General features: G+C 65.7%; 16 protein-coding genes. 3 read left to right on the forward strand and 13 right to left on the reverse strand.

The features are described from left to right. Positions 1-21: 21 nt before the first annotated feature. The 4 genes from JJB74_RS18320 to selA form a co-directional block, all read right to left on the reverse strand. Entirely contained in the window at positions 22-444 is a 423-nt protein-coding gene (locus JJB74_RS18320) for a hypothetical protein (RefSeq protein WP_200594173.1), read from the reverse strand. 228 nt (positions 445-672) lie between these two features. Beyond that, positions 673-3540 (reverse strand): AsmA family protein, encoded by a 2868-nt coding sequence (locus JJB74_RS18325; RefSeq protein WP_200594175.1) that lies wholly within the window; start codon positions 3538-3540, stop codon positions 673-675. Positions 3541-3573: 33 nt separating this feature from the next. Further along, positions 3574-4302 carry a lipid-binding SYLF domain-containing protein gene (locus JJB74_RS18330; RefSeq protein ID WP_200594177.1) on the reverse strand — a complete coding sequence of 243 codons (729 nt, stop codon included), beginning with the start codon at positions 4300-4302 and terminating at the stop codon, positions 3574-3576. Between the two features lie 277 nt (positions 4303-4579). Further along, a complete protein-coding gene (gene selA / locus JJB74_RS18335; RefSeq protein WP_200594179.1) occupies positions 4580-6028 on the reverse strand; it encodes an L-seryl-tRNA(Sec) selenium transferase in 1449 nt (482 codons plus the stop codon). Between the two features lie 269 nt (positions 6029-6297). On the opposite strand from selA, the gene JJB74_RS18340 reads away from it, so the two are divergent. Continuing rightward, complete coding sequence (locus JJB74_RS18340; protein ID WP_200594181.1) at positions 6298-6576, forward strand: hypothetical protein; 279 nt, start codon at positions 6298-6300, stop codon at positions 6574-6576. Here the strand turns inward: JJB74_RS18340 and JJB74_RS18345 are convergent. Continuing rightward, positions 6551-8365, reverse strand: coding sequence for a glycoside hydrolase family 15 protein (locus JJB74_RS18345; protein WP_200594183.1), 1815 nt, complete (start codon positions 8363-8365; stop codon positions 6551-6553). The genes JJB74_RS18340 and JJB74_RS18345 overlap by 26 nt on opposite strands. A 6-nt stretch (positions 8366-8371) precedes the next feature. Further along, positions 8372-9397 carry an SDR family oxidoreductase gene (locus JJB74_RS18350; RefSeq protein WP_200594185.1) on the reverse strand — a complete coding sequence of 342 codons (1026 nt, stop codon included), beginning with the start codon at positions 9395-9397 and terminating at the stop codon, positions 8372-8374. Positions 9398-9581: 184 nt separating this feature from the next. Here JJB74_RS18350 and JJB74_RS18355 point away from each other — a divergent pair, with 184 nt between their 5' ends. Both JJB74_RS18355 and JJB74_RS18360 read left to right on the forward strand, forming a co-directional pair. Beyond that, positions 9582-9998: a DUF1622 domain-containing protein gene (locus tag JJB74_RS18355; protein ID WP_234484277.1), complete on the forward strand. Its 417-nt coding sequence runs from the start codon at positions 9582-9584 to the stop codon at positions 9996-9998. Continuing rightward, complete coding sequence (locus tag JJB74_RS18360; RefSeq protein WP_200594187.1) at positions 9964-10443, forward strand: HPP family protein; 480 nt, start codon at positions 9964-9966, stop codon at positions 10441-10443. The genes JJB74_RS18355 and JJB74_RS18360 overlap by 35 nt, the downstream gene beginning before the upstream one ends. A gap of 40 nt (positions 10444-10483) precedes the next feature. Here JJB74_RS18360 and JJB74_RS18365 read toward each other — a convergent pair whose 3' ends face one another. From JJB74_RS18365 to ctaD, 7 genes are read right to left on the reverse strand one after another with little or no spacing between them, the layout of a single operon-like run. Further along, entirely contained in the window at positions 10484-10714 is a 231-nt protein-coding gene (locus tag JJB74_RS18365; RefSeq protein WP_200594189.1) for a hypothetical protein, read from the reverse strand. 19 nt (positions 10715-10733) lie between these two features. Continuing rightward, on the reverse strand, positions 10734-11444 hold the full coding sequence (locus JJB74_RS18370) for a lipid-binding SYLF domain-containing protein (protein WP_200594191.1): 711 nt from the start codon (positions 11442-11444) through the stop codon (positions 10734-10736). A 59-nt stretch (positions 11445-11503) separates the two neighbouring features. Beyond that, the gene (locus JJB74_RS18375) at positions 11504-11869 is read right to left on the reverse strand and encodes a c-type cytochrome (protein ID WP_200594193.1); all 366 of its coding nucleotides are present in this window, start codon (positions 11867-11869) and stop codon (positions 11504-11506) included. A 13-nt stretch (positions 11870-11882) separates the two neighbouring features. After that, complete coding sequence (locus JJB74_RS18380) at positions 11883-12803, reverse strand: cytochrome c oxidase assembly protein (protein ID WP_200594195.1); 921 nt, start codon at positions 12801-12803, stop codon at positions 11883-11885. After that, complete coding sequence (locus JJB74_RS18385; protein ID WP_200594197.1) at positions 12791-13168, reverse strand: hypothetical protein; 378 nt, start codon at positions 13166-13168, stop codon at positions 12791-12793. The genes JJB74_RS18380 and JJB74_RS18385 overlap by 13 nt, the downstream gene beginning before the upstream one ends. Positions 13169-13220: 52 nt before the next feature. Next, positions 13221-13832 (reverse strand): cytochrome c oxidase subunit 3, encoded by a 612-nt coding sequence (locus JJB74_RS18390; protein WP_200594199.1) that lies wholly within the window; start codon positions 13830-13832, stop codon positions 13221-13223. Beyond that, entirely contained in the window at positions 13825-15780 is a 1956-nt protein-coding gene (ctaD, locus tag JJB74_RS18395; RefSeq protein ID WP_200594201.1) for a cytochrome c oxidase subunit I, read from the reverse strand. The genes JJB74_RS18390 and ctaD overlap by 8 nt, the downstream gene beginning before the upstream one ends. Between the last annotated feature and the right edge of the window lie 4 nt (positions 15781-15784).

Consider the following 15784-nt stretch of genomic DNA (forward strand, 5'->3'; position numbering starts at 1 on the left):
CGCCCCGCGGTCGTGCGCCATTCACCCCCTGCAATCGACCTTCAGCGATTCGACGCCGTGCAGAAAGCCGCTGTTCCGGCGCAGGTCCTGCAGCACCTCGTTGGGCCGCAGGGTTACCGGGTGGCCCCGGTAGCCCGGCTCGGGAAGTATCGTGACCAGCGCGTCGGGGCCGATGCTGACGCCGTCCATCTTCCTCGACCAGTCCTCGCCCGCCACGGTCTTCAGATCGGGCATGTATTTGGCTCCGATGATGGTCATGCTTGCGCTGCCCCCGGCCGCGCCGAGGTTGTCCATCAGCCGCAACCAGCATCCGCCGCCGTCATGGCGCGGCGGACGGTCCGGATCGTTGGCGGGAACTATCGCCAGCACCGGCGCCTGGCGTGCATCGCGCCCGCCGTTGCCGGCATCGTTCCTGGAAGCATCGGCCCGTGCAGAGGACCGCATGTCATGTCTCGGTTTCGCGCCTTCCGCGCCTGCTCCGGGTGAAAGCGGCTGCGCCCCTGCCAGAGCACAACTCAATGCCATGGCCGCGCCAAGTACCGCGGATACGGCTCGCCTGATTCTCCTATCCATATTGCCTCCATGAAGCAGGTTGAAAGAGCGCGACCGCTATGGTCACGCGCGAAGAAGCGTTGCCCCGCAACCGGGCGGATAATGCCCGGCCTGGGCGTGTCAATGCGGCGGCAGCCTGTTGCAGTCGGCATGACCCTGCTTCGCCAAGCCGGGCTCGATGAACGCCAGGAGCGCCGCCGGCGGCGCAATCGCGCCCAGCACCATGGCGGCCGCGCCGCGCGCGGCCAGGCTGGCCCATGCGGGATGAAAGTCCGGGCGCCTGAAGCTGCCTTCCAGCAGCAGCGGCGCGCGCGCGGAGAGCAGGCTGGCGTCCTTCGGATGCGGCAGGATGCGCAGGTCGTAATGCTCGCTGCGCAGGCTGATGGCGCCCTCCATCGTGAATCTGGTGTCGGTCGTGTCGAGAAGCGCGGTCCCGATCGAAAGGGCGCCGCGCCGGGCGCGGGCGCCGATATAGGCGCAGTTCAGGTTGACGGTGCGCTCGCCCTGCCGCTTCAGGAGCAGCGTCTCCCCGAGATCCAGGCCGGCCAGCTCGACCAGTTCCGCATTGAGCCTGCCGCGGTCCATCGCGAGCCAGGCGCGGCCGTCAATGGCGCCCAGCATCTTTGCAACCGACTCGCCGCGGGTCCGGAAGCTGCCATGCCCATGTATCCGTCCGGCGCTGCCAGCCGCCAGCGGGAACGGCCGCAGCAATTGCGCCAGACTGACACGCTCGACATCGAGCTTCAGGCGTCCCCGCACCGGCCGCTCTCCCGGCTTGTCGACCAGGTGCAGGTACATCTTCACCGTGCCGCCGCCGACGCCCGCCACCAGCGGCGTCAGGCGCAGCCGTCCGTCCTGTACCCGGAAGGACAGGCGCAGGCTGTGGATCGGGTAATTGCCGGCGTCCACGCGCGCGGCCGCATATCGTATGTCGGCATCGAAGCCACGAAAACTCGGGAAGTCGAAATTCGCATCTGGGAATACCTTGCTCTGCTTGCCGGGCGCGGCGCCGACGATGCCGGCAAGATCCTGCAGGTCGAGCAACGATGAATGCAGCCGCGCCCTTACGCGCGGCTTCGCAGCGCGGTTGTCCACCTCCATCCAGCCCGACAGGTCACTGTCACCCACCCTGCCGCTGAAGTCGGAGAAGCGCCATAGCCCATCCTGCATGGTGAGCGCGCCCGTGAGGCGGTAATGCGGCAACTCGGGCAGGCGGAACCTGACTACGGGTTCGATCCGGCGCGGATTCGGTCCGCGGATATCGAGCGTCGACTGCAGCCGCCTGTCGCCGAACGGCGCGGCAAGCGCGCCGACGATATGCGCCCTGGTGTCAAGCGCAGTCACATGCAGATCGAACGGAAATTCGTCGGCACCCGGCAGCCGCGCCAGCGGCGCGGCGCTGCCGTCGACCCGAAACGGCCTCTTCTCGAACCGCCCGCGGCCGCGGACGCGAAGCCGCTCCGGTCCACCGGACAGCCGCAGCGTGAAGTCGGTGCCGGCGGCGTCGCGATAGCGGATGCGGCCCATGTCCGCGTCGTGCGGGTCGGTCGTGACGTTGATGTCCGCATCCAGCAGGCCGGCAAAGCGCTGCCCGAGCCCGAATGGCGCAAGCGCCTCGGACAGCCTGAGGTGCTCGATATGCGCCTGCAACGCCGCGCTGACTTGCCCGGTGCCAAAGCCGGTCGCTTCTGCTTTCGCTGTCGCAAAGCCGTCGCCTGCGCCCTGGTATCGAAGCGCAAGGCGCGCCTTGCGCGGCGCTTGCGCGGCCTGCAGTTCGATTCGTCCCGAAATCCGATCACTCCCGACGGCGAAGCGGATCGGGTCCAGCATGAGGTCGCCATTGTGCAAGGACAGGTCCAGCGCCAGGTCGTGCACGGCAGGATCGCTGCCGGTGAGCCGGCCCACGGCCAGATACGCCTGCGCATCGAGCGCATCGAGCCGGCTCCATGCCGATGCCTGCTGTCCGGCCTGATGCGCGCTCGCGGCATGGGCTTTCCATGTGGCGGCGATTTGCCTTGCAAGGTCGAAGCGGATCGCCGGCGCGTTCAGGTCGGCACGCAAGGAAGGCCGGGATCCGGACAGGTCCAGCGCGATCGAACCTTGCAGCTGCGACCCGCCCGAGCGCGCCTGCAGATCCGTCAGCGCCCATTTGCCGCCGCTGCCGGAAAGACGGCCCTCGGCCGTGAAGCCGTGATCGCTCGAGTGATTGCGGTCACCCGGCACGAGTCGGAACAGACTGTCGCCCTCGAGGTTCACCCGCATGTCCGATGCCCTTTGCGCCAACGGCCATCCAAGGCTGCCGCTGGCGGAAAGGCGCAGGAGCGCGGAAGAGAGATGCAGCGTGAACGGATAGGTGCCGTCGCTCCCATGTGCCGCGCGCTGCAATGTCGGTCCGTGTGCATCGAGCCGATAGGCCTGGCCGGCCAGGGTGCCGTTCGCCGTCAGGGTCAGGCCCTGAGCGCTGTCCGTGCTGGCCTCCAGCCGCTGAAGCCTTGCCGTGAACGGATTCCTGGTGCCCGGGCCGTCGTAGGCCAGCATGCCATTGCTCATCGACAAGTGCTCAACGAGCGGCGGCCACAGCGCTGACGCGACGCCGCTCCTGCTGCCATGGGCCGTGCCGCCGATGTGCCAGCTGACCAGGCCCTGCGTGGTTTTCTGCAGATAGAGCGCCGGCGCCTGCAGCCTGAGTTCCGGCAATACCAGGCGGCCATGCGCGAGCGCGCGCAAGCTTATTGCGACGGTCGCCGACTGTACCGTCAGCATATCGGGATAGTGGCTCCAATCCGGATTGGCGATCTTCAGCCGCGAAGCATGCACGCGGGTCGTCAGCCCGTAATCGATGCTCAAATCGCCCTCGATGCGCACGTCGCGCCCTACGGCGGCGCCGGCCGCGAACTCCACAAGCTGCCTTGCAAACAGCAAGGCGGCCCCTAGGAGGATGGCGCACAGCGCGAGCATCACCCCGGCCCATCGAAGAATCCTGGCCATGTCGGCGCAAGGCCGGCTTGCGCCGGCCCTGCCTCATTTGCCGGTTGGCAGCGCCTGCTTCAACGCATCGGCCTCAGTGCTGCTCACCTTGCCGTTCACTATGTCCTTCGCGCTGGCGTCGGTCTTGTAGAACGCCTTGGTGTCGCTGACGTCCCGGTGAATGTCGGATACGCCGACGCTGGCATTGGCGTAGGCGCCCTTGGTGTCGGCCCACACGATGATATCGCCGTGCCCGACGTCCGCCTGTGCCTTGCCGGTGTAATTGACGATCGTCAGTCCGGCATTGGCGTTGAGCGAGAAATTATTGTCGTCCATGAACTTGCTGACAGCCTTATCGTTCATCAGCAGCATCGCGATCGACCCGGCTTCGGCGCCGCCCTGCAGGCCGATGCTGACGCCGCCCATATTGTAGAAAACCGGGTTGCTCCACTTGTGCCCGGAATGCGTGAGCATCACGCCCTCGCCGCCATGGATACCGATGCCCCAGCCGCCGCGGCCATAGGTCGGCACGAGGAAAACGCCCTTGGACTGTTCGAGCAACTGCTTGACGTTGGGATCGGCTTTCATCTTTTCGACCACCGTCCTGGCTTCCCTGACCTGTTCCATGGTGTCCGACGCATCGTAGGACTTGCCGGCTGCAGCCTTGCTGGCGGCTGGCTGCGGCGAGGTGTTCTGCGCCATGCCCGGAGCGGCAAGGCTCATCAGCAACAGCGAAGCAGAGGTCAGGGTCAGCAGTTTGATTCTGGTGCGCGTGGTAGCCATTGAATGTTCTCCTTGAAGACTGGTGGGATCCCCGCGGCGGCGGCATCCCGAAGCCTGCGCGAACGGTCGGTTCTGCCGCTGACTGGACGATGCCCGGGCAAGGACGTCTCCGGCGATACAACCCTGCCCGCGCGTCCTGGCCGTCCGCTGCATGCGTCCATCCCATTCCTGCGTGCGATGAGAATGAACGCGCGAGAAGCGTCGCAAGGACGGTGCCTTGCGTGCATGCTCCTAGCTTAGTCCGACCGCGTTAAGTCAAGATTAAGGCGACGCCGGGTCAAGATGCTGATGAGGCGGCCAGCGCCTCCGCGACGAGACGCGCCAGCTCGCGCACCTCTGCGTCATTTACGGTGCGCAGGTCGAGAATGAAGCGGTCCCTGGCGATGCGGCCGATCACGGCAGGACGCGCTTGCCGCAGCCGCCGCGCAATGCCATCGGCGGAAATGTCGCTGGTCTTGAGCAGGAGTGTCGTGCTTGGCAGCGTATCGCCGGGCAGCGAGCCGCCCCCTACCGGCGAACGATCCTGCGCCACGACGACATCGAGCCCGGGAATCGCGCGCAGCAGTCCTGCCAGCCGCCTTGCGCGGCGCGCTACGGCTTGCGGCGTTTCGGCCAGCATGCGCAGCAGCGGCACGCGCTGCTGTGGCGGCGTCGGCGCTTCGTACAGCGCCAGCGTGGCTTCCAGTGCCGCCAGCGCCAGCTTGTCGCAGCGCAGTGCGCGCAGCAGCGGATGGCGCTTTAACCGCGCCACGATTTCCTTTCGACCGATCAGGATGCCGGCCTGCGGCCCACCGAGCAGCTTGTCACCGCTGAAGCTCACCAGGTCGGCGCCGGCGCGCAGCGTCTCGGCCACCGTGGGCTCGTGCGGCAGGCCGAAGGCTTCCATGCCGACCAGCGCGCCGCTGCCGAGGTCTTCGATGAAGGGCAGGCCATGCTCGCGCGCCAGCGCCGCAAGCTGCTCGCGCGGCGGCCGCTCGGTGAAGCCGGTGATGCGGAAATTGCTCGGATGGCTGGCCAGCAGCACGCGGGTAGCCGGTCCGATGGCGCGACGGTAGTCATCGATGCGGGTCTTGTTGGTCGCGCCGACCTCCACCAGGCGCGCGCCGCTTTGCGCAATCACATCCGGGATGCGAAAGGAGCCGCCGATCTCGATGAGCTCCCCGCGCGAGACGATCACTTCGCCGCCCGCAGCCAATGCCATCAGCGCCAGCAGCACCGCGGCCGCGCCATTGTTGACCGCCAGCGCCGCCTCGCCGCCGGTGAGCCGACACAGTCTCTCCTCGACCAGCGCATGGCGCGAGCCGCGTTCGCCGGTGGCGAGATCGAATTCCAGATTGCAGTAGCCGGCGGCGGTTTCAACGATCGCGTCCAGCGCTTCCGCAGCCAGCGGCGCGCGGCCGAGATTGGTATGCAGCGCGATGCCGGTGGCATTGATCACGCGCACCAGGCGGCTGGCGTGGCGGCGCGCGAGCTCGTCGCGAACTTCGATGAAGAATGTGGCTTCGACGAAGTAAGGTGCGACGCCTTTCGCCGCGCCGGCGCAGATGGACTGGCGCAGCGCGTCGAGCCTATCGCGCATCGCCTCGGCCACATGCTCGCGGCGGTAGCGAAGCAGCAACGCCTGCGCCGTCGGTGTCTCCAGCAAGCGCTGCAATTGCGGCAGGCGCTGCAGCGCTTCGCGCGCGGCATGCAGCGTCGCGGTTTTTAACAGGGGCGAGTCGCTCATCGTGAAATTTCGGTTGTTTGCAGTTGATTGTCGGGCATCCCCCCCGGTAGCCCGTTATTGCCGCGCAAGGAAGGCACGTTGCGCAGGCGCCGGAACCGCTTCGCTGCATACGGGCACGAATGCAACGACGCCGCCTTCATGACGCCTGCATTCCATGCGGCGGCATCAGGCCTCTCGGGCAGTCAGCGGTCGTGCATTTGACAGCCGCGGGCTAGAGCCGATTGCTCCCACCAGCGGCATGTGCCGCATTCAATGTCAAGGAACTCATAATGAAAAATGCAAACCCCGACGGGAAAATCCGGACTGCGATCAGTGATGAAGAATTGAATGCCATCTCTGCGGGAGGCCGCACCCCGGCTGAGATGGCGCAGGAGGTCAGGCGGCGCCTGATCGAAGCGAATGAGCGCTACGTGCAGACCGCCAGAACCGGCAACGAAGAGGAAACTAGGAAGGCGTGGGAGGAGTACCAGTTTTATTCGGACCTGGCAAAGCAGATTCCAGGCCCTACTGAAAGCGTCGTCCCTACCCCAGTGCCAGCCGCGCCATGATCTGCGACACATGGGTCAAGGCCTGCGGAAAATTCCCTAGCATCCGCTTGCCCTCCGGGTCGTATTCCTCGGAAAACAGCCCCAGCTTGTTCGCGCAGGCCGACGCGCGGCGGTATGCCGCCCAGGCTTCATCCTTGCGCCCCTGCCGCGCCAGGCACGCCGCGAGCCAGAAGGTGCAAGGCAGGAACACGCCCTCCGAGCCGGGCAGATTATCCGGCGCGTTGTAGCGAAGCAGCAGGCCATTGCGATCCAGTTCGTGCCGGATCGCGTCCACGGTGCGGACCATGCGCGGATCGTCATGCGCGACAAAGCCGATGCGCGGCAGCAGCAACAGCGCTGCATCCAGCCAGGGCTTGCCGTAGCACTGCAGGAACACGCCGCGCTTGCTGTCATACCCGTTCTTTTCCACATCCGCGCGGATACGATCACGTTCCCGGCCCCACTCCTCCACCGGCCCCGGAAGCGACTGCTCCGTTGCCAGGCGCACCGCGCGATCGAGCGCGCCCCAGCACATGACTTTCGAATGCACGAGATGGCGCGGCGGGCCGCGCAGCTCCCAGATGCCGCTGTCCGGCTGCTGCCACTGGCGACACGCAGTGTTGGCGACATCCGCCAGGAAATTCCAGTAGTGCGGCGCGATGGGGCGGCCCCTGCTGTGCCATTCCCAGGCCAGTTCCATCACCTCGCCGTACACATCGCCCTGCTTCTGCTCCGCGGCGAGGTTGCCAACGCGCACTGGCCGGCTGCGAGCATAACCTTCGAGATGACCGAGCTCGACCTCGGTGAGCCGACGCTTGCCGTCAACCGCGTACATGATCTGCAATTCCTCGGCGCTGCCGGCGCTGCTGCGCGTGATAAAGCCAAGGAATCGGTCCGCTTCACGGTGGCAGCCCAGCTCGTACAGCGCGCGCACCGTGAATACCGAATCGCGCACCCAGGAATAGCGGTAATCCCAATTGCGCTCCCCACCGGGCCATTCCGGCAATGAGGTCGTGGGCGCGGCGGCAATGGCGCCGGTGCGCTCGCAGCCGAGCGACTTGAGCACGAGCGCGGAACGCTGCGTCTGTTCATCGCAGGCCGGGGACATGCGTATCTGTGCCTGCCATGCCTGCCAGGCGTCGCAGGTCGTCTGCAGGCAGCTCTCATGCGGGCCTTCCGCCAGCGCGGCCAGCATCGCCGCATCATCCAGGTCTTCCGGCGGATGGTATTCGATGGACAGCAGGCATTCTTCACCGGCCGACACGCTGCACTCGCCGTACAGGTCGCTGCGATGCGCGATCTTCAGCGGCGCATCGCAGCGTATCGCCAGGCCAACATTGCTGCCGATCGCGGTCAGCATGCCGCAGCGCTCGGCGACGTGCGGCGTGATGGCGCCGTAATCGAAGCGCGGCAATATCTCGATGCGCATCGCGCAACGGCCTGCAATGCCGCGAATGACCCGCACCAGGCGCGGGTGATCCTGTTGCCGACGCAGGTCCTCATCGCGCGTGGACATGGCGAAATAGTCCAGCACCAGCGCTTCGCCATCCTTCGTCCGCCAGTGGGTTTCCAGCACCATGGTGTGCGGCAGATAACGGCGACTGGCCTGGGCGTCCGGGTCCGACGGAAACACCGCGCAATGGCCGCCGATACGCCAGTCGAGCAGCCGGCCGAAGCAGCTGTCCGCGTCGATGCGCGGCATGCAGCACCAATCGATGGAGCCGCTGCGCGAGACCAGCGCCGCGCACTGGCAATTGCCGATCAGCGCGTAGTCCGCGATCGGCGGGTAGGCATGGGCAGTGGGGTCCATGGCGGTTTAGCGCTTGAGCAGGCGCGATGCGCGCTTCTTGCTGCCCCGCGCGCTTCCCCTTGCTGCAAGCAGGCCCAATGCAAGAATCGGCAAGCCCGCCGCCAGCGTCAGCCAGCGATGGGTTACAAGGTGCAGTTGCGCGCTATCGGGAATGGCCTGATCGTCAAAGCGTCCATGCGCGCCATGGTCGCCAGGCACCGGCTGATACAGGTTGTCGCGCCGATCGGGCGACACAGGCTTGTCCGATTGCTGTCCGCCATAAGCCGCCCGGGCGAGGTAACGGTCAAGCAGGCCGGGAATCAGGCGTGTGCCGAGAATGGCCTGTGCCGCCGGCCAGCCGAGCCACAGCTCGCGCCGGCGATGCTGCGCAGCCCAGTAGATGCCGCGCGCGGCGACCTCGGGTTGGAAAATCTTGCCCAGCGGCTTGGGCTGATTCGGCATGCAGGTGCGGCCCCAGTCGAACTGCGGCGTGTTGAAGGCCGAGAGCTGCACCATGGTCAGTCCCACGTCGCAACGATCATGAATCAGCTCCGAGCGCAGCGAATCGGTAAAGCCGCGGATCGCGCTCTTGGCGCCACAGTAGGCCGACTGCAGCGGGATGGAGCGATATGCCAGCGCCGAACCCACCTGGATGATGGCGCCGCGGTTGCGCGGCTTCATGCGTTTCAATGCCGCCAGCGTGCCGTACACCGTGCCGAGATAGGTGACCTCGGTGGCGCGGCGGAAATCCTCGGGCGCGATGTCGAGAAACTCGCAGAAGATGGTGGCCATGGCGTCATTGACCCAGACATCGATCGGTCCCCATTCGCGTTCGATGCGCTCGGCCGCGGCTTCGACCTGCGCATGGTCGGCGACATCGGTCGGTATCGCCATCGCCTTCCCGCCGGCGGCTTCGACATCGCGCCGCGCGCCTTCAAGTCCGTCGACGCCGCGCGCGAGCAGCGCGACGCGCCAGCCATGGCGCGCGAACTCGACGGCGGTTGCCCGTCCCACGCCGGCCGATGCGCCGGTTACGACTGCGATCCTGTTCATTGCCTGGCCTCCATGCCGCGGATGACATGCCTGCATGCGGGCCGCGACCCGCCTCAATATGCAAGACCATCTTTCCTGCCTGAAGTTCTATGCCGCCAAATGCTTCCTGTTCGTACACGCGCAAAACCAGCGCATGCCGCCGGCCTAAGATGGCAGCATCAAACGCCATGGGGGAGGAGCCGCATTGTTCGAAGATATCGAAAGGCAGATCCAGTCCTATGTTGAATGGCTGCGGCTGCTGGTCGAAAGCCTAGGCGCGCTGGTGATCGCGGCCGGCGTGCTGGTCGTCATCGTCGGGCTGATACGCTACGCGCTGTCCCGCGCCAACGACAACTTCATCCCGATACGCCTGGCCTTCGGCCGCTATCTCACATTGGCGCTTGAGCTGCAGCTCGCGGCCGACATCCTATCCACATCGGTGGCGCCATCTTGGGAACGCATCGGCAAGCTCGCCGCGATCGCCGTGATACGGACCGCGCTCAACTACTTCCTGAGCAAGGAGATTCGCGAAGAGCGCGCCAGCGCGAGCGCCGAGCGCGAAGTTGCCACCATTCCCGGATCGAACGATGGCCGGCCGGCGCCGCCTCGGGCTGAGGGCTGAGCTGCTGCTCGCGCTGCTGCCCACCGCGACGGTGCTGCTGGTGCTGGCGCTGGTGGAGGCGCTGTCGAGCCAGAGGCTGCTGTTCGCTTCGCTGGCGTCCAGCGCCTTCCTGATCTATCGCGACCCGGAGAACGAGGTCAACAATGTGCGAACACTGCTGATTGCCCAAGTCGGCTCGGCCTGCATCGGCCTTGCCTGCTACCTGATGCTCGGGCCCGGCTATCTGTCCGGTGGGGTAGCGTTGGTGGCATCGATCGCGATGATGATCGTGCTCGACGCGATGCATCCCCCGGGCGTATCGACTGCGCTGAGCTTTGGCCTGCGCTCCGGGGATGCCAGCAACCTGGCGCTGTTTTGCATGGCCGTGACAATCACGGCCGCGCTGGTGCTGATGCAGCGTGTGGCACTGTGGATGATGCGACGCATGGCACGGCACAAGGAATGAGGGCTGCCGTGACCGTTGCAGCCCTTCGGTCGCACACTATCTAGCGCTTCTGCGTCCCCGCCGGCTTGATCACATCCGCCGCCTCGGGCAAATGCGCGACATCATGCTCGCGGTTATCCCAGCCGATTTCAGTCTTCTTCTGCGCATCGGCCGGCGGCAGGATGCCGTCATCGCGCTTGCCCACGTCGATGACATCGTCATCGACGCCGGGCATGGGATGGTGCGAGGGCACGATGGTCCGGCCGTCGTCACGCTTGTCATTGCCGCTCATCGCGCTCTCCTCGCGGTTCTCATTTCGGCAGGGCGCCGAGCAGCTTCTGCGCTTTCGGCGCGCTCATGCCGCCCGAGACGATCTGCTGCGCCGTCACATCCTTGCCGTAATAGCCGCGCGTTTCCTTCTCGTCGAAATTGACGTCGGTGACGCCGACATTCATCTCGGCCATGGCGCCCTTCTCGCCCGACCACATGATGATGTCGCCCTGCCCCGCGGTGCCGGTCTCCCGCGCGGAATAGCGGGCGATGGTGAGGCCCACATCGGCGCTGAGCGAGAACTTGTTGTTGCTGTTGAAGATGTTGAGCGCCTTGTCGCCCATGAGCAGCATCGCCACCGGCCCGGCGGTGACGCCAGCCTGCGGCCCAAGGCTGATGCCGCCGAAATTGTAGAAGCCCGGGCCCGACCACTTGCCCTGCTGATGCACCAGCAGCACGCCCGCGCCGCCTTGTGCGCCGACACCGAGCGCGGCGCGGCCATAGTCCGGGATGATGTAGATGCCCTTGGCCTGCTGCATCAGCTTCTTCAGGCGCAAGTCCTTCTCCATCGTCTGCACTGCCTGCAGCGCGCGGTCCACGTGCTTGTTCGCATCGGCGCGCTCCTCGCCCTTGCTCTGCGCGGGACTGTTGTCGGTGCTGCTGGACTTCTGGCCGGTCTGCGCCAGCGCCGGCAGGGCCAGCGTCGCGCCCAGCAGTGCGACAATGCCAAGTGTCAATGCTCTTTGTTTCATGATGTACACCTCCGTGGCTAGTCAATGTCGATGTCAACGCGGCGATCGTCGTCGCCTCCTTACTTCAGCGTGTATAGATACGCGCTCATGTCCTTGGTTTCCTGCTCCGTCATCGGAATTTTCGGCATCGCGGTGCGCGGGTCCACAGCCGGCGGATCGCGCAGCCAGCGCATCATGTTCTCCGGCGTATTGGCGAGCACGCCGCCGATATAGCCGCGCGTGGCGATCCGGTCCAGCGACGGGCCGACATGGCTGCCCGGATTCGATACGCCCGGAATCACGTGGCAGGCGGCGCAACCGAGCCGCTCGATCGCGACCCGGCCGCGCTTGGCCTCGTCGGAAAGCCCGGCGCCATGGGCGCGTGCGGCGATTAGCATCAGCATTGCGGCCATTGCCAGCGCTTGCCTGCATGGAATTGTCGTCATCTTCTGCGCTCCCTCATGTCTGCCTGGCCAGTGGCGCGCGGCCGGCATCGACGCGCCAGGCCTGCACCCGCGTCATCCAGCCGATGAACAGCGCCGCCAGCGTTGCCAGATGTATCGTGCCGGCCGGCACCCACATGATCAGCCCCGCGAGCTGCTGGTCTTCCAGCGGCGACAGGCCGAATGCGCCGGTCGCGTGATAGCGGTACAGCGGCGCGTTGGCAAAGGTCAGCAGCGCGCCGAGCAAGCCGTTGTGGATGGCGAAGGTGGCGACCATCACGATGGCCACGCCCAAGCCGCGACGTCCGGGATGGCGGCCCTGCGGCTCGGAAACCAGCGTCCAGAAACCGAGCGAAGTCGCAAAGAAGCACGCATGCTCCAGCGCATGCACCGCCCCGTTCTCCAGCGCGAGGTCATAGGCGCCGGGCGCATGCCAGATCCACAGCGCGGCTGTGGCCAGCGACCACATCACGACCGGCCGCATCAGGAAGTCGTATGCGCCATGCCAGCGGCTCGCATTCCACCAGCGGCCGATGCGGCGCCGCGCCGGCAGCGGAAAAGCCCACAGCCACATCAGCACCGGGCGCGAAACCACCAGCAGCGGCGGCGCGACCATCATCAGCAGCAGATGCTGTGTCATGTGCGCACAGAACAGCGCATCGGCCAGTGCATCGAGCGGCGACAGCAGCGCGGCGACCAGCGTGGCCATGCCGGCGACGAAGGCCAGTGTGCGCGCGCGCGAAATCATGCCGCTGCGTTTCTCGCGCAGCAGCCGCGCCAGTCCGGCCGCATAGCCGATACCGGCCAGCGCAAGCGGCACCACCACCCACGGATCCCAGGTCCAGGGCAGCGCCGCATGGCCGTGTTCATGACCGCCATGCGCCTGTGCCGCGCCTGCGCACAGGAACAGGAAGGCCAGCGGGATCAGGCGGGACATAGCGGCGCGACGAACAGCGTCGATATCGTGAAGGCAAAGGCGCATAGCGCGACGACATTGCAGATCAGGCCGACGCGCGCCATGAAGCGCGTGCGCTCGGCATGAATTTCACGCGGCTCCAGGTTCGATTCGCGGCGCACATCGCGTACGCGACGCCAGTTGTTCCATCCGAGCCAGGTGCCGGCAAGCGCGATGACCAGCGTGATGGCGCTGATCAGCAGGAACATCGGCGAGGCGCCGGCAAAGTGCTGCACGGCTGCGGCATTCGTGTCGCCGCACAGCCTCGAGACGAAGCCATACGAAACCAGTTCCTGCGCGGTCCAGGCCAGTGGCGCGGCGAGGATGCCGATTGTCAGTGCTTTCATGCTGACCGGCGCGCTGGCCCGATCCGGCTGCGCCGCGGCGGTGTGCTCTGCGCTAGCCATAATGCCCCGTCAGGTAAGGAGAGACGTAGAAGGTCGCGAATACCGCGAGCCAGACCACATCGACAAAATGCCAGTACAGCGCGCCTATGGACACTGCGGCATGGCGCTCATGGCTGAACTTGCCGATCGCTGCCCACAGGAACAGCACGGCGATCACCAGCAGGCCGCCGACCACGTGCGCCATGTGAAAGCCGGTGGTGATGAAATAACTCGATGCATAGGCATCGGTCGAAGGTCCATAGGTCTTGCCCTTCCATTCGATGAGCTGTATGCCCACGAAGGCCGCGCCCATCACGAAGGTCAGCGCCAGCGCTGCCATCAGGCGTCCGCGCTTGCCCTTCTTGATGCCGCTCTCGCCCCAGTACAGCACGAAGCTGCTGGCGATCAGCAGCACGGTATTGGGCCCGGCCAGCCGGAACTTCGGCGCCTCGGGAACGAAGCCGCCATGCGCCTGCGACGCGAGATAGGCATAGGAAAACAGCAGGTAGGCGAACAGCGAGGCTTCGGTGGCAATCACGGTCCACATGCCCCACCAGCCCGAGGCCCGATGCCCGACGCTGCCCACGGGCAGCGGCCGACCGGGCATGCCGACGATGTCATTCATTCCCGCCCTCCAGTGTCTGCAGCAGTTTTTCACGCGGCCACAGCCAGAACACGCCAGCGACCATCGAGCCCAGCGTGGCCGCGCCAGCGAGCCACCACCAGTGATACAGCATGCCCACGAACAGCACCGACAGCACAAGCGTCAGCAGCAGCGGCGCAAGCGAGTCGCCAGGCATTTTCAGGATGGCCAGCGGTTCGCCGTTCAGCGCATTGGTGGCGATGGTTTCGCGGCCATGGTCGAGCAGCATGCCTTCCTTCAGGCGCGAGCCGCCCTCGGCGTCGCCGATCTGCTTTTCCCACATCGGATGCCGTGTCGCGATGCTCGGGATCACGACAAAGTTGTACGGCGGCGGCGGCGATGGGATCGACCATTCCAGTGTCGATGCGCCCCAGGGATCGCGGCCGCAGCGCTGGCCGCGCTTGATGCTCCACGCGACATTGATGAGGAACAGCAGGATGCCGAAAGCGAACAGGAAGGAGCCGACCGAGGCCACCATGTTGGACGCATCCCAGCCCATGCCCTTCGGATAGGTATAGACGCGGCGCGGCATGCCGACCAGGCCCAGCCAGTGCATCGGGAAGAAGCCGAGGTTGAAGCCGATGAACATGATCCAGAAGTTCCATTTGCCGAGGCGCTCGTTCATCAGCCTGCCGGTGAACTTCGGAAACCACATGTAAATGCCGGCTATCACCGCAAAGAAGTTGATGCCGATGAGCACATAGTGCATGTGCGCGACAACGAAATAGGTATCGGTGAGCTGCCAGTCCAGCGGCACCGCGGCGGTCATGAAACCGGAGACGCCGCCGAGCGTGAACAGGAAGATGAAACCGCAGAAGAACAGCATCGGCGTCTTGAACACCGGCCTGCCGAGAAAGATGGTCGCCAGCCAGGAGAACACCGCGATGCTGCTCGGCAGCACGATCACCAGGCTGGCCGCGCCGAAAAACGACAGTGATTGCGGCGGCAGGCCGGTGGCGAACATGTGATGCACCCAGACGCCGAAGCCGAGGAACATCGTCAGCACCGTGCCCATCGCCACCAGGGTATAGCCCACCAGCGGACGGCGGCAGAACACCGGCAGGCCATCCGAGACGATTCCCATGGCCGGCAGCACGATCGCATACACCCACGGATGGCCAAACATCCAGAACAGGTGCTGCCACAACAGCGGATGGCCGCCATGCTCGGGATTGAAGAAGTTGGTGCCGAAATTGCGGTCGGTCCACAACAGGAAGAAGGCAAGGCTCACCGCCGGCACCGCGAAGATGTTGCCCACCGAGGCCGTCAGCGTGCCCCAGACGATGATGGGCATGCGGTTGATCGACATGCCCGGCGCCTTGGTGCGCAGCATCGTGACGACAAAATTGATCGAGCCGACCGTGGTCGAGATGCCGAGGAAGACCATGCCGAGCGCATAGATGTCGATGCCGCGGCCCGGGTCATAGCTGCGCAGCGTATAGGGCACATAGTTGAACCAGCCGGCGTCGGGCGTCTGGCCCTGCAGCAGGGCGATGTAGAGAAAGATGCCGGAAGCGAGATAGACCCAGTAGGAAAAGGCATTCAGGCGAGGAAAGGCCATGTCGCGCGAGCCGAGCATCAGCGGCCACAGGTAATTCGAGAAGCCGGACAGCACGGGCAGCGCGTACAGGAAGATCATCGTCATGCCGTGCATCGTGAACAGATGGTTGTACTGGTCCGGCGTGAGCAGGTGCGCCCCGGGCCGCGCCAGCTGCACACGCATGATCAGCGCCTCGATGCCGCCGATGATGAGAAAGGCAAAGGAAGTGAACAGGTAGCGCAGGCCGATCGCCTTGTGATCGACCGAAGCCAGCCAGCCGAGCAGGCCGGGCTCGGTTTCCCAGATGCGCTCCAGCTTTTCCGCGACCGCGGAATCATTGTCCGCGCTGACGACGAGCGGAATGCGCTGCAGCTGTTCGGTGGTGGACATGGAT

Source organism: Noviherbaspirillum pedocola (assembly GCF_016632335.1).
Classification (GTDB): domain Bacteria; phylum Pseudomonadota; class Gammaproteobacteria; order Burkholderiales; family Burkholderiaceae_D; genus Noviherbaspirillum_A; species Noviherbaspirillum_A pedocola.